The following is a 22810-nucleotide window of genomic DNA, read 5'->3' on the forward strand; positions in this document are numbered from 1 at the left end:
CTAGGCTAATAAGGTTTGTATCGCCGCTTCAAAATCAACCTCTTTAAATGGAATTAACTCATAGGCCTTTGCTATGTCTACTTCATTCTTAGTTTCAAAATCAGCAAAAATGTTTTTATCACTAGATTTTGTTATGGTTTTGTCTTGTACAAATCCTTTACCTAAAACCAAACCTATTTTCCCATAATCATTATAAAAGTATTCCTGTAGTAACGGAATAATTTCATTTTCAAATGAGTTTTTAAAGTTATCTTTTATAAAATAAGCGTGTCCTAATGTATGATTTCGGTCTAATAGTAACTCAATTCGGTTATTTATTTTTTCCATGATTTCTTTTCTTTTGAAATCGGAAAAATCTTTTTTCTCTAGTATTGTACTGTCTGGCATTAATTCTTTAAAAGTAAATCTTCTTCTTAGTGCAGTATCCAAAGCTTCAACACTGCGATCAGCAGTATTCATAGTGCCTATGATATATAAGTTTGGTGGTACACCAAATTTTTCATTACTATAAGGTAAAATAACTTCTAATGCTTCATCTTTTCCTATTCTTTTATCTTCTTCAATTAGGGTTATCAGTTCGCCAAAGATTTGAGAAACATTACCTCTATTAATTTCGTCTATGATAAGAACGTAGGGCAGTGCAGGCGCTAGGTTTTCCTTTGCTTCTGGTTTTTTATGGTCTTTTATTTTTTTGTTGATATAATTCAATACCGACCAATAGGCTGTTGAGTTTGAACCTCCAATCACGCCCCTGAATTCTTTATCAATGTTTTTAATGACGTTCAAATCTGGAAACGCGGCCTGTAACTTTTTGGCTCTTGAGTAGGATACCGTATATTCCTTTGCCTGTTCAGAGTAAATAGGCTTTAACTTTAAATTCCCACCACCCGAAATATCTACTATATTCAATCCCAGTTTGGGAGTTTGAATAGATAAAAACAAAGGATTTTTTGCTTCTATTTGTTTATTAGCTTCATTAACTAAATCATCCCAACCATCATCAAACGTATATACTTCTTGAGTTTTTGTTGTTGCTTTATTAGTTTTTTTAGCATTTTCTACCAATTGCTTAAACATCCCATTTTCAACATCGTAAATCACTTGTTTTTCCCCTTCTTCATTTTCATCTACTTTAGGTTTTATCCCTTCAATAAAATCCTCATAACTCATGCTTTGATGGAATGTTGTAAATACAATTCTACCATCTTTAATGTATTGGTCAAAACGTATTTTTATATCCTTTCTATCTTCATTTTTTAATTCTTCTTCAGATTTGTTTTCAATGATTGATAATGACTTGTTAATAGTGGTATAAGTCTTTCCAGTTCCTGGAGGGCCATAAAGAATTTGGTTTAATGTATGTAAATTTTTAATCACTTCGCCGTCGGCAACTTCCTCAATGGCGTTGTCCATTAATTCAAATGCATTAACTTGATTTTCAAAACGCTCTATACGCTCTACAAACTTCTGATTGATAGCTTCAAACTCGTTAACTGTTAAACGGTTAGCCTTAAACTCCGGATAGGCATGTTTCACTTTGGCTATCGCTAAATCTACAACTGAAAAAATTAAATCAAGCTCATTTTCAATATCCTCAAACATTTCCTCTAAAGTGTCATAACTGTTCTTGGGTGTTTTTGTTCGTAGCGTAAACATTTTATTGGCAGCTGTAGGTTCACGCTTAAAACCAATTGCCGTTTTCAATGCGGGTTGTAATAGTTCAACCAATTTCAAAGCAGCTTTATTTTGGTCATTATGTGGTGTTTTGGTTTGTGTAAACTCAAAGAAATAATGATAGCCTGTTTTAGTATACTCAAACAATAAAGTCAAGCAATCACCCGATGAACCCGGAAATGCAACTGGTAAATACCAAAAAGTAGTAGAGAAGTAATTCGACTTTTCAGTACCAATAAAATAATCGGTCTCAGCTCCTTTGGAACCTTTTTGTCGTAATGAAAAAGTAAAAGAATTATCTTTTTGATGCTTGGCCATTAACCAATCGTATACTTTCTTTTCGTAGTCTTTGTAGTTTAGTAACATATTTTCATCTTAATTAATTATCATCTCTAAATGAAATTTCTTTATTTATAGCAACTATTTTTTTTATCAAATAGTTTCCAAATTCATTTGTAATCTTTAGTTTATCCGCTCCTTGTTGTAAACTACCATAGGAGTTTTTCCCGCTTGGCGTCGCATTTAACTTAAATTTTTTAACAAAAAACTCCCTCTCATCCGAGATATGGATGTTATAATCACTCCATTCATTACCATAAAAACGGGTTAAATTTTCACCTTGAATATAATACTTCCATCTATCGGTCGGATTAGTTGTTGTTTGAAACTTAGAAGAAACACGGTAGATTGATAATATTTTTTTATATCCTACTGCGTAGGCTATCAATATATCTCCAATTTTTACACCCCTTGGCTTCACAGCGAAAAATAAATCCTTTTCAGTGTCCGAAAATTTATCAGTAATACTTATTAAATCTTCGGTTGATCCAATTGGTTTTAACCAATAATTAGCGGTTTCAAGCACATTTAAAGGATTGGTTTTAAGGTTTAGTGCTTTTACTAAATCAATAGAGTCCGAAACTATTACCTTAGGTGGGGGAATGGTATTAAATTTAGCTTCTATTTTTTTTAATATAGGCTCAGTAATAGGTTCTAAAACTATATTCGAAATCAAATCATTAGCAATTTCTTCAATTCTAATAGTATCATTTATTTCAATTCCCCATTCATTGTTCATTTTTAATCCGTTGCGTGTAAAATTTGCTGAAGTGATAATTCCCTTTATATATTGATGACCTTTTTTAAATATATAAATCTTCCCGTGCAATGAATTATCTATAAATATTTCAATCGCTATAGACTCTTTTTTTCCAAATTCAAAAAGATTCTTAAAGAAATTAATCTTGCATTGCTGGTCTTTATAATCTTTTTTTAAGGTAGTGATTAAAGTTATTTTATTTAGATGTTTAGTTTTATTAAACTCAATGAATTTAAATGATTTAGATAAAAATGGACTTATAATTATAGCCTCGTCAGAATCCTTAAAACTTTTTAAGAGAAAAGATTCATGGTTATCGAATGTTCTATTATTGATTATGTTCATGTTTTTATTTTAATATCATACCTAATTCTTCTAATATATCTTTTTTCATCTTACTCAAAGGTCTTTTGGAAAATTTTTCCTCATTGTAATGAGTTCCAAAAGCTAATCTATAAATTTCTTCCATTGATACATTTCCATCAACTGTTTTCAAAAGACTTTTAAGTTTAAGTAAATAATCTATTGAATATAACCTCCTTAATCTAACTAAGTCATTAATTTCATCTCTGTGTGTTTCATAAATCTCTTCAATTTTAAATGCTATTATTGTATTATGTTCTTTAGATGGAAATGGTCTTTTAATGTGAAACATGTATTTATTAACATCCTCAATCCAATAGCTGAACTTTAAATCTATATTTTCAGGAATATAAGGGTGTAAGAAATCAGTAGTATTCATTTTAGTTGATGACTTAACACTACTATTACAGATATGACAGCTTGGTATTAAATTGTAAAATGATAAAGCTAATATAGGATATATACTTTTTGGGTACCAATGATCAAATTCTGGCCTAGTTATCTTGTGAGGATTAATAACTGTCTTTGTGTATATTCTATTACAATAAACACAAGTATTTATATTCAAATTATAAGCTAAATCATAAGTTGAATATGCAGATGTTTTTCTTTCAAATCCTCCTTCATATTTAAAGACAGCATTTATTTCAGCCAATATTGTCTCATATTTTGCCACTAAAGCAATTTGAATAGCTGATTTATTTCTTTTACTTTTTGCAACAAGATAGTCTTCCCACTCGGCTAAACTTATTCCTGTAATATTATTAAGCCAATCTATGTGGTGGTATTCTAATTTTTCAGGTAAATCAGATAAGATATTTTTAACCCTTAAATCATTTAAAAAACTTTTTAACTCACCTGCTGGGAGAGCGTTAACTTTAGCTATAACAATTGGCAATAATTTATCTAAATGCTCCTGTTTTGCATCAACAATTTTTGGTTCATGTGGGTCAAGAAAAATCATGTTTTTTTTCTTTTTAAAATATCTCTTAAGTATTCAGTTTGTTTTGAAATAATATTTTGAATAAACTGATCATCAATTTCAACATCACTTAACATATCTGCTAATTTGTTTCTCAAAACTGGTTCTTCTATAATATTGATTATTTTTTTTACAGTATTAAATTCATCTCTGTTAAAATCTCCTTTTTTATTTCTATTGGTATTAATCCAATTTATAACAAATTCAATTTTCGAATTAGCAAAATCACCTATTAGTAAATCTTCTAAAAAGAATGATTGTCCTAACAAGTCATTTACATTAGCAGCAAAAGTTGTTTTGGGTCTTAGTTCACTATCTTGATTTAGAACCCTATTGGGGCTGCTTGTATGTAGATATATAACATTTGTGCTTGGTATATCACTCAACGATATTGCATCATGTGAAGTAAAAACAATTTGAACTTTTACACCCAAATTTGAAAAAAAATCACTGGAGAACTCAATTATAGAGTTTACAAATGACCTTTTCCATTTAGGATGATAACCTAGATCCGCTTCATCAAGAAATAAAATATAATATTCTTTCTTTTGGATAACTTGGTAGTTAATGATAAACCGTGAAAAGTAATCGTATACTCTACTGTATAAATTAAGAAGAGCGGTTTCACCCGAACTTAACCTCCTGTCTGCAAACTCAACACTTACAAAATGCTGTAAATCGCTTATAGAATTAACTTCATATGTTTGATCACTTTCTTTTTGTAAATAATATTTATTAAGTGCAATTAATAAACTTTCATTTAAATCCAACAATTCATTTAGCTTTTCTTCATTAAAAAAAAGTGACATTGAAGACCAATTTAAATGATTGCCTTTTTTTGAAAAATTTAGATTATCAATATAATTATACAAAAAATCTAAGATTTCAATTATTTCTTTATCTGGAAGAGGGTTTTTATCCCATTTGGAATAATAATAATTACTTAACCAATATTTTAATTTTGTTGTGGCATCTGGATTTGTTTTTAAAAATTCAGATAGTTTTTCTTTATAGATAAAATGCCCTTCTTGTAGAAAAGTATTTTGTCTTTCCATCAACGTCACTAAAAGGCAAAAAACATCCATCAATAAAATATTTTTGAATTGTTTTTTATTCAATTCATATCTTTCTTTATCTGATGCTACATATCTATCAAACGAAGCATACTCTTCACGAATCTGAAAAAAAAGATTATTCAAAAAGTTTTGAAAATCAGTGGGTGTATTTTCAAAATTAACTCCATCTTTTGTATCGGCATCTATTTTGTGTCTTGTAAACACGACTCGATACATATCGTCGTTGAAGAGGCCATATTTATTTTTTATTTTTTCTGAAAACTTTGATTTCTGAAAACTAATAAATCTTTTGTAGTCTGCTCTTTTTAAACGATCAGAAATAACTACTTTATTGCTAGCATCAAAAGTTGAATCTAGGTTTATTAAGTCTTCCCTTAAATACCTATCTGCACTAATATCTATACCGAACGCATCTGACTTGTGGTCTAAATATGGTGAATAATAAATAGTGCCAACTTCCTTGTCTATTGATTTAAAACCTGACTCCCAGACACCTTCAAGTATAATTTTTGGTAGGCTAGTATTATAATGATCAATATAAGTTAATTTATCCTCTTCCCAAAAAGCAATTCCTTTTTGATAAGTTTCATTTAAAACTCTTAACGCATCATAAATTGTAGAGGTCTTTCCACTACCATTATTACCAACAATTGCTGACACATTAGTTATAGTGCCTGTTTCATCAAAAAAATTATCAATGAAATTGTCATTTTTAGTTCTTGTAATTTTAGTGTTACCATCTCCGAACTTTACATCATAATAGTAATTACCGCCGAAGTTTAAAGTATATCCTCCAAATTCATAATCATGGTTTTCAATAAAGAGTGCCGCCAATCTCATAACTAAATCTTTTTATATTCAACGTTTTCCTCCGTAACCATCCCTAACTTCTCCTCAATTTCCCCAACACTAACCTGACCAAGCAACAACCTATCCCGAAGGGTTACGAGTTTTTGGATTTTTCTTATGCTTCTAAAAAGCACAACACATTACCATAACCAACATAATTGGCTAAAGCAGTTCTCTCAACTTCAATAAAACTTTGTGGTATTTGTTTATTCGAGCTTCTGCTAAAGTAGGAAATTAATTTAAAAAGTCATTATTTAAAGAACTTTATTTGTTTTTTTAATAAAGCGTTTTAATAAATAAATGAATTCTGTATTGTTAGAAGGTTGTTTGATGTTTTAAATAATTTCGGGAAAGATACGCAAAGAAGCGCAGCGCTAGAACGGAACTAATACTGTCGATTCCAAAGACTGGGTATTTTGAGATATTGAAAAGATGAAGCAAAATAAAAAAGTTGTCACAAAAAAAATCGTTTTGAAAAAATTGTGACAGTTTTTGTCACAAAATTTTTTTGTGCGTAAAAAATGTGACAACATTTCGCTGAGTTTAGTAACAATAAAACGAGTGCGTCTAAACATGCTTTTAGGATGCTATTGAGTTTTAAGTACCACGCGAAAGGATTCGCGCCTTTACTTTGCATTAGATAAAAAGTAGTATCTTTTTCAAAGGAAAGCAGAGGTGAACTTTGATTCGCGCTAAGCTTGAGACTTAACTACCGCATTAGTCCTCTGCCTTCTCCTTGAACCCGTTGAATTGCTTCAAATAGAATGATAGACGTAGAGGTCTAATAAAGGCTCTAAAGAAGTTCAACATTTTTTAATCTTCTAAATTCAAAGCTATGAAAAATTATTTATTTCATTTAGGTGTTGACATTTCAAAATCAAAGTTAGATGTAAATCTTTTAAATTCTCAAACCTTACAATCAGAGCATTTTGTGATTGATAATAATCCAAAATCAATCAAGGATTTTATAAAGAAACTCATTAAGCAAAAAATTGAAATAAATAACACTTTATTTTGTTGTGAAAACACAGGTATTTACACCAATCATTTAAGCTATACTTTGTTAGGTTTACAGTTGGATTTGTGGATTGTTCCGGCAATTGAAATCAAACGATCAAAAGGAATATCAAGAGGAAAAAACGATAAAACAGATGCTAAGGATATTTCATTTTACAGCCTTAGAAATGTTGACAAATTAAAACTATACACATTAGCTGAAATTGACATTCAAAAATTAAAGATGCTTTATGCAGAGCGAGAAAAAGCTCTTAAATCATTATTGTTGATGGAAACAACTAAAGAAAATAGTGAATTTATGAGCAAAGAAATTTACAACGAAGTCTGTATAATAAATAATTCTTTGGTAAATAATATTAAGAAGGCTATCAGTAAAATAGAGAAAAGAATTAAAGAAATTATTAAATCTAATCAGCAATTAGATAAACAATCCAAACTGATTAAGTCTATTCCAGGTGTTGGAGAGCAAACAAGTCTTTATTTTATTATAGCAACAAAAGGATTTACTGCATTTAAAAATTGGAGACAATTTGCATGTTATTCAGGAGTTGCTCCTTTTGAATATAGCTCTGGTTCTAGTATCAAAGGTAGGACAAAAGTAAATCATATGGCAGATAAAAAAATGAAGTCGCTATTGCAGATGTGTGCTATGACATCATTAAAATATGATCCTCAGTTAAAAGAATATTACATTAAGAAAAAAGCTGAAGGTAAAAACTCAATGCTTGTTTTAAACAATATTAGATGCAAACTTATTAGCAGAGTTTTTGCTGTTATTAACAGAGAAACGCCCTATATTAATACTTATAAATTTGCATCCTAAAAATTAACATTTATAATTTGTTTTTTATCATAGAATGCGGTAGCGGGGAGAGTGATTTTGATAGCAGTGATAAGATTAATGCTTTAAAGTTGCTTTGGCAATGTTAATCTAGGACACTTAAACAATATATGTATCAGATTTGATCTTTGAGGGAATGACTGTTACATTATGAAATTGTTTTTCGTTTAGTAAATCTTTGATTTGACCAATGTTCTTAACTTTAAATGGACAATTGGGGCCTAGAATAATTTGCTTAATTCTAAAAGGTAAATTACTATTGGGCTTATATTGTTCATTTTCATCTGTCACCAAAATATCAAATTCTACATATGGATTTAAAATTCCAAACGGACTTGCAATCATCCATTTTCTTTCATAATTATCGTCGTTTACAAATAGCAACCGTACTTCCTTCTCGACTTTATAATCGTCAGATTTAAAGAATAATTTAAATGCATCAAACCACTTAAATTTAAACGTAATACCCTTGTCAATAAAATACTCAAAAACACTTTTAAATAGCTGGATTACCTCATTATATTGATTATGGACATATATAATTTCTTTAATGTAAAAACTAGATGCAATCTCAGACTCTGTAAGTTCTAGTTCAATGCAAACACCCTTACTATTATCTCCATACAAACGCCACATAGTCAAATCATCTGAGCTTAAAGAGCAACTACTTACAAATTTTTTATTTAAATCTTTTACTGTATTTTCATCCTCAAAATCAGAATAAGGTGTCATAATTTTATCAATGAATATTCCATCACTTGGGTCATTCATTCCTCTTATTCCATTTATCCTGTATTTTCTGTTATCAATAATTTTATATAAAGTTTCTAATGTTGTATATCTATAGATGGATTTTTTTTTGCCATTTTTATTTCTCTCAATATCGGGAAGTAAATAGTCAAATATTTTCGCCTCAACCTGATTCGCCTTTTTGTTTTGAGATTTAAAACTGATTACACTTTTATCTATATCAAAATCTATATTGTCTAATATTGTTTCAACACTAAAGTCAAAAGATTTATCCACACTTCTTTTATAAACTGAAGTCGTCGGATTAAACTCAGCTAGAAATGAAAAAAGGGCGTGAGCGTATTTTGATTTTAGCTCATCTGTTTCTGAAGAATCTAATTTTTTTGCAAATAAGTCCAATAGCAATTCAAAATTATAATCTTTTGAGATTGTATATTCTTTTTGCCTATCATAAGCAAGTAGATGTAACCCATTTGTAATTAATATATATCGGCAATTTATTGGAAATTGTTTAGCTTGTGACAATGCATCATCAAACAAAGAGTCATTTTTTTTTATTTCTACAACTGCAATAGGCAAATTTTGCCTTTTTATTATGATATCATAGGTGTAAAAATTTTTAGTGACTTCATTTTTATCCTGAACTTCTGTATCAAACGTAAATTTACTTTTACTCGAATTTAGAGAGCTATTAAGCCTTAATACGACATCTTCCAACAACGAACTATTCTTGTCTTTCATATCGACAGAAAAACTTTCTGTATTTATTTTGTTTTTCTCTGCAAAGAAGACATAATTTTTAAACGAAAAATTTTCTAACGACTCGTTGTCTGGTTTAAAAGATATAATAAATCGCTGTAGCGTAGCAATAGTTGTTGAATTTAGGAACTCTTTTTTACCAACACCTCTTGCAATGGCAATCAATGCACGTTTACTATAAACTGGTAAAGTCTTTTTATTTGAAAAAATAAATGCAATTTTCCATTTAACGATAGCATTAAATTGTATACTTTCTATTTCTTCCAAGTCAGGTTTTCCCGCACTAAGTACAATTGCTTCAACTTTTTTCTTTAATGTGTTGAAAGCTTCTTCTAAATTGTTTCCAAATTTAGCGTTGTAATAATATCCATTTTCAAGTATATAACGGTTTTTTAATATAACATTAGATCTGGTTTTCCATATTTCAAATTTGTGTAAAGCAATTCCACCAATAGCTCCCAACTCCCTTGTACCATATTCTAACCAATAACATAAAGAATCATGATTACTTAAATCCGCGTACTCTTCTAATGTCATGTTTTGAATACGTTCTAAACTCCATGAGTTATGAAATGCAGCTAATTTTATATCTACTTGGCTTGGTTGTAGTTCCATAATTAAGGATTAGGTGTTTTAATCTCAATGAAATCAAATATTGGTCGAAAAACTTGAAAATATTGTACATCAATATTTGGCACAATGTCCCGAGCAAATGTTACTTTATCACCTTGAAATTTTCTAAAGCCATCTGTTCTTTGAGTATCAATAGCAAAATGATTTTCCAATCCTGGGACTTCTGAAAATAATAATTCTATTGTTAGTAATGAGTTTTTGCCATAATTTCCTCCAGTATGTGGATTTAAGACCTGCTTTGAAATATTTTCGATATCAGGAACAGGCAATAACATCGCATAAGATTCAAAAGTTTTATATTTTTTGGTCAAGCAGTTTAATGGATTAATTTCTATGTCAGCACCTAATTGATTCCAATCACCATAAGCTTCATCAAAATCAAATAAAGAGAAAAAAATTCTATTAGGATTACTGTTATATAATGATTCATCTTTTACAAGATTTCTTAAGAACCCACAAGAAAAGGCATTTTGTATTTCAAAATTGGGCTTAGTTCCAGGATAGAGTTTATCCCAAGCTGATTCAATAATCATTTCATCTGTGATACCTTCTGTAAAAAGCACTGCACCGCTTGTATTATTTAAAAAATGATTAATGTTTAATTTAGCCTCATTCTCTGTTAGTGAAATCAAACCTGCTGAAAGCGAATGAATTACTTCAGCCTTTATCATTTTTTGACAGATTACTTTATTATCGTCACTAATCTCAAAAATGTTGAGATATGCTTCTTTATATGAAGTTAAAGTTGATGGACTATGTGTAGTTAACAATACATGATTATTAACAGATTGTACATCTGTTATTTCAAAGATTTGTTTTAAAAAATCAAACTGCCATTCAGGATGTAAAAAAGAATCTGGCTCGTCTAAAAACGTAATGCAATTTCTATCTTTAAAAAGTTCCATTATAGAGTAAATGTATACCGATTGAAATTGACCATCACTAAATTTATCGACTCCAATTTTAGAACCATCTAAAAGTTCTAACTCTATAGAAATATCATCTAGCATTTCGATAGTTTTTAAGTTATCAAAATCTCTAAAAACATCTTGTGCAGTAGCTCCTATAAATTTATTTTGAAAATCTGCAATATCAAGATACATTATAAATTCATCTTGATAATCCTCTTTATTAATATAGCCTTCATTACGAGCTCTTCCTTTTTCTTTTTGTTCACCAATTTTAACAGTACCTAATTTATCTAAGAATCCTTGAGTAATTCCTTGGGCTTTCCAAAATCTAGTTTCTGATTGTACTAAGTCTATATCATAGCCTTTTTTTCTGGCATAATATGGTCGCTTTAAAGTAATTTTTACTTGATTGTCTATAGTTTTTATACCCAGTTTCCTTACAATAAATTGTTTTGCTTTACACTCATTTGGCTGCAATAAAAGGATGCTTAGTAATAAGGCTTTATATTCCTTTCCTATACCAATAAATTTTCTTGTATCTCCTTCGTTAGCTTCTTTTAAACTTTTTTTAAAATTACTTTCGTACGTTTCTACTAACTCTGTAATTTTATCATTATGCCCCGAATAATAAATAAGTATATTATCAGGCAGAGATTCTTTTCCTATTTTCTTTACTTCTTTTTTATCTTCATCTATCCATTTACTTTCAGCCCATTTCCATCCAATGAAAACAACTTCATCCTTTAATTCATATTTTAATTTAAAATCAAAATCTACCTCATATTCGTCTTCAAATAATTGCTTAAATATTTCTAGTAAAGCTTCAAATAAATTAGATTTTCCGGTACCATTCTTACCAATAAAAACATCAATAAAACTATCATTATCAAAATCTAGAGAAAAGTCTTTTAAGTTTTTATACTCGCTTATATGTATGTGTTTTAGTCTCATTTTAGTTTGTTGCATTTGTTTCAAAAACCTCCCTCAAAACACTTTGCATCAATTGCTCACTATGAACTTTACTTTGTTCTACTTCTTGCTCCAACGCATCACATAAGCTCATTAAAGCATTTACTTTTTCAACTATTGCTTTTTGCTCTTCACTTGGAGGCAAAATAGTTGGAACTAATTTAGCTCTTGAAATTGTAAGAGTATGGACTGTTGTTCCCATACTATCTTTATGAATTTCATTTTTCCAATATTGGCAACTGAAAAACAGGTTTAAATAGTCAGAATATAAATTGAATATATTTTTAAAAATCAAAACACTTGCATCTTTAAAATAAAACCTGTCTTCTTTATTAACAATGTAAGGAATCCCTATTGTCCCTACTCCGGTTATCATTACGTCATTTAACTCAGGGACAGATCCATTCTCTTTAAATTTATTAAATAATTCCTCAGTAATAAATAGGTCGTTATCCACATATCCAAATTTTGAAAGTTTAACAATCTCTCTAGCCCTGTAGAAAGGTACTCCTTTGGATTGCCAATCTTTTTGGTGAACTCTAGAACTTGAACCAATAATTCCTAAATCATTGAGACGACACCAAACCCAACCTTCAGGAAGCTCATATGGAATCTCCTCTTTTGAAATAGTAGGTAGTGGACTTTCCTTTTTAATTTTTTTTTCTTTAATGAGTTGGGCTTTCTCTTTTTGAATGCGTTTTAGGAATTCGGTTGCATGTTCAACTGAAGTGTTTTTTGTTCTCCAATAAGCTGTAAGTTTTCCTTGAACGGCCAATTGTAAAACGGTTTCTCGTAATTTTTTAATGGTGCTTTTTTCTGTAACGAAATCTTTAAAATGTTGTTGTAATGACTGCCATTCTTTTTGAGTATTTTGAGTAATTAATTGCTGTAAGGCAGAACTCACATACTCTTCTTTTAATCTAATTCGCTCAACCGTAAATTGTTCTAATTGTTCTACTTCTTTAAATAGTATTTCAACAACTCTAACTATTTCATTTTGTTCTTCAAGTGGAGGAATAGAAACAGGAATTTGCAACCATTTATTTTTATTAATCATTGGAGTTGCAGAACCTGTAGACCTGTTCCAAACTTCATTTTGAAAATAAGGAGATTGACAGACTATTTTCACGTATTCAACAAGCGAAAAAATAGGTGTTAAAATATTTATTTGTTGATTACAACTTACGTCTTTTCTATTAATATTACATTTGCCCATACTTCCTCCAATACACACCATCATTAAAGAATTCGATTCTATTAATCTTCCTTTTTTCAAACCTGCTTCTGAAAGTCCTTCTTCAGGATACAACATGGAACTATTAGAAATATCTGCTGGACCTAAAAAAGGAATAAATGTTCCATAATTTTCAGGGTTTTTAGTTGGTGGTGTTGTTCCTGTTTGAGCAGAACCTAATGCACCCAAACTATCCCATTTCCATTTTATTGGTATTTGAAAAGGAACTTCATTATCTATTTCTGGTAGAGACTGTTCTTTTTTTAAAATTTTATCTTTTACAAGTTGTTCTTTTTCTATTTGCGTTCTTTTCAATAATTCTGAAGCAGTCTCAATATCAGGATTTACTTCTCTCCAATTAGCCGTTAACTTTCCTTGTATAGCCAATTGCATAATTAAGCCTTTGAGTTCTTGTGCATTTTTTGGGTGAAGCGTTAAGCTTGCAAAATGTTCTAGTAATTGCATCTTATTGTAAGGCTTCTATTAATACTTTTATAATTTCGTTTTGTATGGCAGAAATTTTCTTTTCAGTAGCTTCAAATTTTTCTAGCAATACTTCTGGGCTAGCCAAAGTATCTTCGGCTTGGTGTGGGTTTTTAATATCTAAATTATACCCTCTTTTTTTTATTTCATCAATAGATACTTTCCAAGCATTTTTATTTTCTTCTCTATTGTTCCACCATGCTTTTTCTAAATCAAACTCTTTAATATTGATGGGTTTTGTTTTGTTATAACTTACTACACCATCTGGGTAAGGATGTTCAAAATACCAAACTTCTTTTGTAGACGTTCCTTTTTCAAAAAACAATAAGTTGGTTTTGATACCTGTATAAGGATTAAAAACTCCATTAGGTAAGCGCACTATTGTATGTAAATTACAACGCTCTAATAACTCTTCTTTTAGTCGTGTTTTCATTCCTTCTCCAAATAAGGTTCCATCAGGCAATACTACTGCACATCGACCGTTATTTTTAAGTAACTTTATGATTAAAGCCATAAACAAATCGGCTGTTTCTTTGGTTCTAAACTTTTGAGGAAAGTTGGTTTCTGTTCCATCTTCTTCCACACCACCAAAAGGAGGATTGGTAAGAATAATGTCTAGTTTATCATTAGCACCCCAATCAGCATAAGGTTTACTCAATAAATTGTCTCTTCGTACAGCTGGCAAATCAAATCCATGCAGCATTAGATTGGTTGTACACAGTAAATGCGGTAAAGGTTTTTTTTCAATTCCACGAATGGAATTTTGGAGAATATCTCTCTCTTTAGGATTATTTACTTGGTCGCGCAAGTGGTCAATAGTACAGGTTAAAAAACCACCTGTTCCACAAGCTGGGTCTAAAACGCTTTCACCAAGTTGTGGGTTAATCATATCCACCATAAATTGAGTAACAGCTCTAGGAGTATAATATTCTCCAGAAGAACCGGCTGATTGCAATTCTTTTAAAATAGTTTCATAAATGTCATTAAACAAATGACGTTCTTTAGTATTATTAAAATCAATTTCATTTATGACGTTAATTACTTGACGGAAAAGGGTTCCATTTTTCATGTAGTTATACGTATCATCAAAAACAGAACGTATAATATGTGCTTGTGGGCTTATTGTGATGTCTAATTCTTTAAGGGCTGGAAATAATTCGTTATTAATAAATTCCATTAATAAATCACCTGTTAATCCTTCATCATTGGCCGCCCAGTTTTGCCATTTGAGATTTTCGGGGATTGGTGAAATGTAGTTGTCTATGGTTATTTCCCATTCTTCTTCTTTATCTGAAAATATTTTCATGAAAAGCATCCACACCATTTGCGAAATACGCTGTGCATCTCCATCTACTCCTGTATCTTTACGCATGATATCGCGTATGCTTTTTATGTTGGTGGTAATGTTACTCATATGGTATAAAATATTTGTTTTTTGATGTTAGTATAGAATAATTTACTCCTGCAGAATTTTGGAAAACAATTGCATCGTCCACTATAAAGTTAAAAGAATCAGACCTTGTTTTTTTGTAATTGATGTCTATATTCTTAATGAAATATAAACTTTCCGCATCTCGATTTGAGATTTTTAAATTTATTTGTTTTTTCTCTATGTAACTGTCTGTCTTATATTTAGAAATAGCATTAAAATCCTGGATAGCTATTAAATCGCAAAGATCAGCACTTAACCCTATAAAAACAGCTTTTTTCGAATTTAAAACATATAATTTTCCCATAATTTGTTCATCTATATGGCTTTTTGATTCATAAAAAGTTTCACGTATTTTTAAAACTTCATCCTTTGCATTAACTAACATTAGTGAATTCAAGCTATCAATGTTATCTAATTTTTCAATAGCTTTAACTCTATTTTTAAGAGCGATTGTAAGATATGCTCTCGAACTAATAATACTAAGCCAATCTAGATAATACGTGAGTCTTTTAAGAATTTTAATTTTAAATTTAAACTCCATAGACATGTCAGACTTCATTGGAGGGTCAATTAAATATACTTTAGCATGGTTAACATCATCAATTGCAGTGATTCCACCTATTAAAAGGTCTGCGCCTTTTGAATATTTATTTTTGAAGTCTTCATCTTCTTTCTTTTCTTTAATTTTTCTTTTATGATTTGACAAATTAGCCTTTAAAGTATTATCTTCAACTATACTTCCTTTTGCTTCAACTACTACCATTTTAGTAAAGCCATCAATGACTGCACTATCAAAATCAAAATCTTTATGTCCTTGAATATCTATTCTTTGCCAATCAGCCTGAGTAAGACCATAAATAGCTCCCACAACACTTAAAAGCCCTCCACATCCTATTGATTCTGAAACATGTGATTGTTCATTATTATGAGGAATACTAGAATAAAATCTTCCTGTTTCACAGTCAAAATGAGTATAGAAATTTACATTCCCATATAAATCTCCTATATTTTGTTGTATTGCATTAAAAGAATTTAGCTTTTCCAACTCTGTATTCCTATGCTGCATTTGGCTATAAGTTTTAAAGTCGGCAAATGGAACTTGTATATATCCAGTTTTAACAACTTTATTAATTTTTTCAAATTCAGAAGGATAATTCTTTTTAAGAAGTTCTTTTTCTTCCTCATTGTAAAATGCCACATCTAATCTTAAATCCATTAAGCTATATTATATATTTCGTTTTCTAATTCTTTGACGGCTAATTCAAAATCTTTATTTTTTCCGAACGCCCGTACTAATTCCACAGGAGACCCCATTTCATTTAGTGGTTTTACTTTAAGGATAGAGCCTTGCTCTATAGAAAATATACCTTCTTGTTCGTATTTATCCAACAAACTATTCAATACTTTTTGAGCCGTTTCACTATACTTCCCAAAGTAATTGCGTTTGCGTACTTTGTTAGCTCTTTCACTTCTAGTTAAAGCAGGTTGGTCAAAAGCGATATGGCATATTAAATCAAAGTCGTCTAATTCTTGCCCAATTTCTTCACGTAATGCTTCTAATAAAATACCATGCTCGGCCAATTCCCTGATTAACTCTTCTTTCTTTTCAGCGTTATTCCATTTTTGAATGAAATCATCTAGTGATGTAAATTCTTTTTCTAAATTCTTTTTGGAATAATCTTTCAACGATTCTGTGATTAATTTTCCGTCTTTTCCATAATATTGAACACGTTCGTTTACGACAGAAACGGGTACATCATTGACGTAGTATTTTTTTATTTCATCTTGCTCACCTCCAATAGTAATGTCAGGTTTAGTTGGTTTTGGCTCGCTGCCATTACCTTCATTATTTGGACTATCTTGATTATCTGGAGGCACAACAGGCTCATCAGGTTTTGGTTCATAAATTTGAACTGGGTCACCATCAAAATCTGGTCGCGCAAAGATATTAGTAGCTTTTCTAAAATCCATAATCGTAAAGTATACTTTTCCTTCGGCTTCACGGATTCGTGTTCCTCTACCAATAATCTGTTTAAATTCTGTAACCGATTGTATATTGGATTCTAAGACAATAAGTTTTACCATTTTGGTATCAATTCCAGTAGTAAGCATTTTTGATGTTGTAGCAATCACTGGGAAACGTTCTTCAACATCGGTGAAGTTGTCTAATTCTTGTTTACCCACTTCATCGTCGCCTGTAATTTTAACACAGTAATTCCAATGCTTGGCAACTAAATCGGCGTTTTCGTTTATTAACGCTTGGCGCATTCTATTTGCATGGTCAATATCGGTACAAAAAACTATTGTTTTTGCATATCTGTCTGTGGCTTTAAGATATTCAGTGATTTTTTTGGCAACTACTTCGGTTCGTTCGTCTATAGCCAAAGTTCTGTCATAGTCTTTTAGATTGTAAATACGGTCTTTAATTTCGTTTCCATATTTATCTAACATGCCTGCTGTTGGTCGCCAACCATCATCTACACTCGTTGTTATTCTAACCACTTTGTAAGGTGCTAAAAATCCATCGTCAATGCCTTGTTTTAATGAATAAGTATAGACAGGTTTTCCAAAATAATCCATATTAGAGACGTCTTTGGTTTCTTTTGGAGTTGCTGTTAGACCGATTTGTGTTGCTGAATTAAAATAGGTTAAAACATCTCTCCAAGCTGAAGCTTCGGCAGCACTCCCTCTGTGACACTCATCAATAACTACTAAATCAAAAAAATCTTTACTAAACTCTTTATAGGCATTTTTTTCTTCCTCAGTACCAGTTAAACCTTGGTATAATGCAAAATAAATTTGATAGGACTTATCAATCTTTCTGTTTTTTATAATATGCATGATATCATTTCCAAAAGGAGAGAAATCACCATTTTTTGTTTGAGTTAGTAAAGCATTTCTATCCGCAAGGAATAATATTCGCTTTTTTACACCTGTTTTCCACAAACGCCAGATAATATTGAACGCTGTATAAGTTTTTCCAGTGCCAGTTGCCATTACCAAAATAATTTTATTTTGACCTTTTGCAATGGCTTCAAGTGTTCTATTTACTGCATTTTGTTGGTAATATCTAGGATACATGCCGCTATCATCAATGTGATAGTCTTTTTCAACAATTTCTTTTGCTATTGGATCTTCAAGATTATTAAGTTTTAAATATTTATTCCATAAAGTTTCAGGAGAAGGAAAATCCTCCATTGAAATTTCTTTTTCCAAGGCACCTGAAGTATTTGTTTTGTCGTGAAAAACAAATGAATCTCCATTAGAAGTAAAAACAAAAGGAATTTGCAATATCTCAGAATATTCTAATGCTTGTTGCATACCTGAGCCAACAGGCTTATTATTGTCCTTGGCTTCAATTATTGCAATAGGAATATTTGATTTATAATATAGAATATAATCAGCGCGCTTGCTCTTACCTCTTGTATATAATTTTCCTTGAACAATAATTCTCCCATCTGTAAAAAACACTTCTTCACGAACTTGTCGTTTCATATCCCATCCTGCTTTTTCAATTGCAGGATTGATGTATTTAGAACAGATGTCTCTTTCTGAAAGGCTTTTTTTATCAATCATTGTCGAAAAGATAATTTATCTCTCCAAACATACCAAAAATCCCCCAAACCACCACCGTAAAAACACGGTAATTTCCTGTGAAAAACACGGTATTTTATTTATTGTCCAACCGCGTTTTCCCAATAAAAAAGTAAAACTAAAATCGTGTTTCCTAAGAAAAGCTTGAGGGCAAAATTTTTACATCCACAAAAAAACTTGTCACAAAATTTTCAAATAAAAAAAATTTGTGACAAAAAGTGGCACAATTTTTTCGTTTACAAAAAAAAATGTGACAGATTTTAAAGTGAAACTATAATTCCATTTTTATGAAAAAAGAGAAAACATTGCGAAGTCTTTTAGGGATTACGCAGGAAGATTTAGCCTTACTTTTAAAGGTTGATAGAACCATTTTGGCTAAGTATGAAGCGGGTACGCGCGATTTGCCTTTGGAAGCAAAGTTGCAACTTAACGAAATGGTGCAATACATGTGTGCTCCTGAGACTATGCATAAACTTTTTGATAGACCGGAACAAAAAGCACAAAAACAACGGGCACTTGAGCGCATGCTTACCGAAAATGAATTCCAACAAATGGCCTTCACGCGCAAGGTAGAAAGGGTAGAGGTGAAGTGCACCGGGCAATTGCGAGTGTTGCAACTAATAGATTTTCTCTTCACTAAAGACAGTGCCAAAGAGCATCGCTTGGCGGCTATATTGCGTTCTATAGCCCACAAAGCCCATCAAAGATTAAAATCGCAAGGCATGGAAAAACTATTCAAACTAAAGTTACAACTTGAAATGCTACAGTTGGAAAAGTTGTTGCTTCAGGCTGAAATTCTAAAAATGGACGCCAAGCCCAATGAGAATAAGGAATAATAAATGAATTATTATTGGTTTTATGGTAATAAAATTGTTAAAAATATAATAAATATATCTTAAAATTGAATTTTTGGCACACATTTCGTCAATGACTGAATAGTTTAATTTTAAATTTTTTTATTATGAATTACTCAGTTAGTAGTTTAACACAAACAGTAGACTGTGATGTGTTAGTAACATGGGCAGGTAGAGAGAAAGCCGATTTGGTTTTCAAGAAATCTGCCGAAGAACGTTTAATTGTGAAATACGCAGAAACCTCCTTAGAGATTGATGCTATTTTACAAGGGGTGTTGGCCGAGCTCACCGCAGTTAATAATACAATTGCGCTGTTACCCGACGGTTCGGTTAAGGATGATCAGATTAAAAGACAAACAAAGTTGGAGTACAAAAAATTCCTGCTAGAAACGCGAAGAGAAACGTATGGCGTGATTGCCTTGTTGCAAAAACAATCCGACGTAGCTCGAGTCGATGATGAAATTGCGCAGTTGGATGTTTTTATAGCAGCCGTCGAAGCGCAAAGAGCTACCCTAGCTGGTGCTTAAGTATTCAAATGGTAAAAGGGCTGCCCGTTGGGGCAGCTTTTTTGTTTTTAATACCAAAATCAGCGTAGTTATATCGTATAAACTCTTTAAAAATAGTCGTCATGAATACCTCAAAAAGCATAAGGAGCACCTTAAAGTTCAACCAAGAAGAGATGGCCCAGTTACTCAATGTTCCCCGTTACCAGCTCTCACAATTTGAACTTGGCAAAGCAACATTACCAGGTTACGCAATGGATTTATTGGTGTTGTTTAAAAAGTATATAGACAGTATGGAGGCCTATAACATCAAAGCTATTTCAAATCCGTCGGCGTTATCCTCGAGGAATCAACTAGAGCGATGGATAAAGTCCAATGAAAATGGTCAAAATGTGCTCATCCCAAAGATGGAAAGAGCCTCGCGCAGAATTCGAATCCAGTCTTATCGATTTGAGTATGATGAATTCCTTGCCAGTGTTTATAAAAATAATAAAAACTCGAAGTACATACCCGACCTACAAAAAATAATTACTGCGAAAACCTTCATATCGATTTACAAAAAAGAAGCACTGTGTTATCAAGCAGCGCTAAAAATCCTCCAATACGAACGAAAGTATTTAGAAAAAGAATTGCAGTTAGTTATTGCCAATACAAAAAAAATGGCATAAAAATTGGTGTTGGTTTATCAGACATAATTAAAATTTAATGATTGTAATGCGAAGAGGTCATCCGGGAGGGTGACCTCTTTTTTGGAGTTTGGTAGAATGTATCGAGAAGCAATACGAAACTAGACCTGACAGGTTTTAAAAACCTGTTAGGTCTACACCAATTAAACTGACGCTCTGCTCTCTTTTGAACCATCACTAATAGCTTCCATCTTCCATCTTCTATTCTCTTGTCTCTTGCTTCTTGTCTCTTGCTTCTTGTCTCTTGCTTCTTGCTTCTTGTCTCCAACAGCGCTCCGCGCTGAGAATCCTTTAAACAAAAAAAGTAGTAACGAGGAACGACTATATGGGATTACCTTCGGTGATCCCAACAGCGCTCCGCGCTGAGAATCCTTTAAACAAAAAAAAACACTCAAGCGAGCTTGGTGTTTTTTAACCAATAGTCAATTACCATTATCAAATCAAGGGATTACCTTCGGTGATCCCAACAGCGCTCCGCGCTGAGAATCCTTTAAACAAAAAAAAACACTCAAGCGAGCTTGGTGTTTTTTAACCAATAGTCAATTACCATTATCAAATCAAGGGATTACCTTCGGTGATCCCAACAGCGCTCCGCGCTGAGAATCCTTTAAACAAAAAAAAACACTCAAGCGAGCTTGGTGTTTTTTTTAATTTAAAGAATTCATTCGTGACCACGGTGGGATTTGAACCCACACGCCCTTACGAGCACCACCCCCTCAAGATGGCAAGTCTACCGTTTCTCCACGTGGCCTAAAACAAAAAAAGTCATTCACCGTGGCGAACAACTTTTGTGACCCGACTGGGGCTCGAACCCAGGACCCCATCATTAAAAGTGATGTGCTCTACCGACTGAGCTATCGAGTCTTTAGCATCAAAATAAAGAGAAAATTGTGACCCGACTGGGGCTCGAACCCAGGACCCCATCATTAAAAGTGATGTGCTCTACCGACTGAGCTATCGAGTCTTTTTCTTTTCTTGAATGCGGGTGCAAATATAAGGCCTTATTATTAATATTTCAAAGCAATTTTATTATAAATTTACCTTTTTTCGGGAATAGGTGTTAAGAGCTTAATATATAAGGTTTTATTGGTATGCAAAAAATTATTTTAGTGGGTTACATGGCTGTCGGTAAGACTACAATTGCGCATTTACTTGCTGAAAAAACGCGTATAAAGTTCGTAGATTTGGATAAATTGATTGAAAATAAAGTGGGTGTAAGTGTCCATGAAATTTTTCAGCAACAGGGCGAAATATACTTTAGGAAAGTAGAGCACGAACTTTTCAAAGAATTAGTAGCCAGTCCGGAACAACTGATCATCAGCACGGGAGGAGGGACACCTTGTTATGCCAATAATCATCTACTGTTACAGGGCGAAGGGATTACTTCTATTTATTTAAAAGCATCGATTGGGGTTCTTTTGGAGCGACTCCAATCGGGTAAAAACCAGCGCCCGCTTGTGGCTGCTACTTCAGATGAAGCTTTGGAAGAGTTTATCGCAAAGCACTTATTTGAACGCAGTTATTTTTATACGAAGTCGTCACATACCGTCAACGTTGATCACAAAACACCGGAAGCGATCACAGAGGAAATCATCGCTTTACTACACTAAATACGCATGGTCATTGTCGGTTTCAAAGACCACGTGCACATGTTCTTTGGAAGAAGTCGATAGCGATATCCCTTTAAAATCAGCCTTTACAGGGAATTTTTTATGATTACGATCTACCAAAACCGCAGTTTTGAATTTTTTCAGAGGAACATTTAAAAAATGTTTGACACCATAAATAAGGGTGGTTCCCGAATTTAAAACATCGTCCACCAATACAATCCCTTTATCCTGATATAGTTCCGAAGCAATCGATGTGGTGATTTCATTAAAAGGATTCGATTTGTCTATCCTTACCTCACACAAAGTTACCTGCTGCCCTGAAATAGCCTGCAATACAACCCCTATCTTTTGTGCCAAGAGAAAGCCATTAGAAGCAATTCCGGCCAAAACAATGGCTTCTTCATCGGCAAACGTTTCATAAATCTGGTACGCAATTCGTTTTATTTTATGCTCAATTTCCTGATGATTTAGTATCGTATTTTGGCTCATGG

The 22810-nt window shown here is 31.9% G+C and carries 16 protein-coding genes and 3 tRNA genes; 5 read left to right on the plus strand and 14 right to left on the minus strand.

Translation table 11 applies throughout. The features are described from left to right. The 4 genes from ACULEU_RS04675 to ACULEU_RS04690 are packed head-to-tail and all read right to left on the minus strand — an operon-like array spanning window position 1 to window position 6034. Window positions 1-2040, minus strand: coding sequence for an McrB family protein (locus ACULEU_RS04675; protein ID WP_445454291.1), 2040 nt, complete (start codon window positions 2038-2040; stop codon window positions 1-3). A gap of 13 nt (window positions 2041-2053) precedes the next feature. Continuing rightward, a complete protein-coding gene (locus ACULEU_RS04680) occupies window positions 2054-3118 on the minus strand; it encodes a phospholipase D family protein (RefSeq protein WP_445454292.1) in 1065 nt (354 codons plus the stop codon). Window positions 3119-3122: 4 nt separating this feature from the next. Then, the gene (locus ACULEU_RS04685) at window positions 3123-4100 is read right to left on the minus strand and encodes a hypothetical protein (RefSeq protein WP_445454293.1); all 978 of its coding nucleotides are present in this window, start codon (window positions 4098-4100) and stop codon (window positions 3123-3125) included. Next, window positions 4097-6034, minus strand: a complete 1938-nt coding sequence (locus ACULEU_RS04690; RefSeq protein ID WP_445454294.1) for a hypothetical protein — start codon at window positions 6032-6034, stop codon at window positions 4097-4099. Before ACULEU_RS04690 ends, ACULEU_RS04685 begins: the two co-directional genes overlap by 4 nt. A gap of 844 nt (window positions 6035-6878) precedes the next feature. Here ACULEU_RS04690 and ACULEU_RS04695 point away from each other — a divergent pair. Further along, window positions 6879-7883 carry an IS110 family transposase gene (locus ACULEU_RS04695; RefSeq protein ID WP_445452737.1) on the plus strand — a complete coding sequence of 335 codons (1005 nt, stop codon included), beginning with the start codon at window positions 6879-6881 and terminating at the stop codon, window positions 7881-7883. Window positions 7884-8000: 117 nt separating this feature from the next. Here the strand turns inward: ACULEU_RS04695 and ACULEU_RS04700 are convergent, their stop codons facing one another. The 6 genes from ACULEU_RS04700 to hsdR are packed head-to-tail and all read right to left on the minus strand — an operon-like array spanning window position 8001 to window position 18645. Further along, complete coding sequence (locus ACULEU_RS04700) at window positions 8001-10025, minus strand: DUF2971 domain-containing protein (RefSeq protein WP_445454295.1); 2025 nt, start codon at window positions 10023-10025, stop codon at window positions 8001-8003. 2 nt (window positions 10026-10027) lie between these two features. Beyond that, window positions 10028-11920 (minus strand): ATP-dependent nuclease, encoded by a 1893-nt coding sequence (locus ACULEU_RS04705; RefSeq protein ID WP_445454296.1) that lies wholly within the window; start codon window positions 11918-11920, stop codon window positions 10028-10030. After that, entirely contained in the window at window positions 11907-13622 is a 1716-nt protein-coding gene (locus ACULEU_RS04710) for a restriction endonuclease subunit S (protein WP_445454297.1), read from the minus strand. Before ACULEU_RS04710 ends, ACULEU_RS04705 begins: the two co-directional genes overlap by 14 nt. A 1-nt stretch (window position 13623) precedes the next feature. Then, a complete protein-coding gene (locus ACULEU_RS04715; RefSeq protein ID WP_445454298.1) occupies window positions 13624-15054 on the minus strand; it encodes an N-6 DNA methylase in 1431 nt (476 codons plus the stop codon). After that, window positions 15047-16288: a hypothetical protein gene (locus ACULEU_RS04720; protein WP_445454299.1), complete on the minus strand. Its 1242-nt coding sequence runs from the start codon at window positions 16286-16288 to the stop codon at window positions 15047-15049. The genes ACULEU_RS04715 and ACULEU_RS04720 overlap by 8 nt, the downstream gene beginning before the upstream one ends. After that, window positions 16288-18645, minus strand: a complete 2358-nt coding sequence (gene hsdR, locus ACULEU_RS04725; RefSeq protein WP_445454827.1) for an EcoAI/FtnUII family type I restriction enzme subunit R — start codon at window positions 18643-18645, stop codon at window positions 16288-16290. Before hsdR ends, ACULEU_RS04720 begins: the two co-directional genes overlap by 1 nt. Before the next feature lie 308 nt (window positions 18646-18953). Between hsdR and ACULEU_RS04730 the strand changes: the two genes are divergently transcribed. The 3 genes from ACULEU_RS04730 (at window position 18954) to ACULEU_RS04740 (ending at window position 20691) form a co-directional block, all read left to right on the plus strand. After that, window positions 18954-19502, plus strand: coding sequence for a helix-turn-helix domain-containing protein (locus ACULEU_RS04730; RefSeq protein ID WP_445454300.1), 549 nt, complete (start codon window positions 18954-18956; stop codon window positions 19500-19502). A gap of 125 nt (window positions 19503-19627) precedes the next feature. After that, window positions 19628-20047 (plus strand): hypothetical protein, encoded by a 420-nt coding sequence (locus ACULEU_RS04735; RefSeq protein WP_445454301.1) that lies wholly within the window; start codon window positions 19628-19630, stop codon window positions 20045-20047. Between the two features lie 101 nt (window positions 20048-20148). Continuing rightward, complete coding sequence (locus tag ACULEU_RS04740; protein WP_445454302.1) at window positions 20149-20691, plus strand: helix-turn-helix domain-containing protein; 543 nt, start codon at window positions 20149-20151, stop codon at window positions 20689-20691. Between the two features lie 686 nt (window positions 20692-21377). Here the strand turns inward: ACULEU_RS04740 and ACULEU_RS04745 are convergent. From ACULEU_RS04745 to ACULEU_RS04755, 3 genes are all read right to left on the minus strand, one after another. Beyond that, window positions 21378-21460 (minus strand) — tRNA-Leu (locus tag ACULEU_RS04745). 40 nt (window positions 21461-21500) lie between these two features. After that, window positions 21501-21573: transfer RNA gene (locus ACULEU_RS04750), tRNA-Lys, on the minus strand. Window positions 21574-21600: 27 nt separating this feature from the next. Next, window positions 21601-21673, minus strand: a tRNA-Lys gene (locus ACULEU_RS04755). Between the two features lie 127 nt (window positions 21674-21800). On the opposite strand from ACULEU_RS04755, the gene ACULEU_RS04760 reads away from it, so the two are divergent. Then, window positions 21801-22319 carry a shikimate kinase gene (locus ACULEU_RS04760; RefSeq protein WP_445454303.1) on the plus strand — a complete coding sequence of 173 codons (519 nt, stop codon included), beginning with the start codon at window positions 21801-21803 and terminating at the stop codon, window positions 22317-22319. On the opposite strand, the gene ACULEU_RS04765 is transcribed toward ACULEU_RS04760, so the two are convergent. Then, window positions 22311-22808 carry a phosphoribosyltransferase family protein gene (locus ACULEU_RS04765; protein WP_445454304.1) on the minus strand — a complete coding sequence of 166 codons (498 nt, stop codon included), beginning with the start codon at window positions 22806-22808 and terminating at the stop codon, window positions 22311-22313. The two genes, ACULEU_RS04760 and ACULEU_RS04765, sit on opposite strands and share 9 nt — an antisense overlap. Window positions 22809-22810: the final 2 nt, after the last annotated feature.

The organism is Flavobacterium sp. 25HG05S-40 (assembly GCF_052654735.1).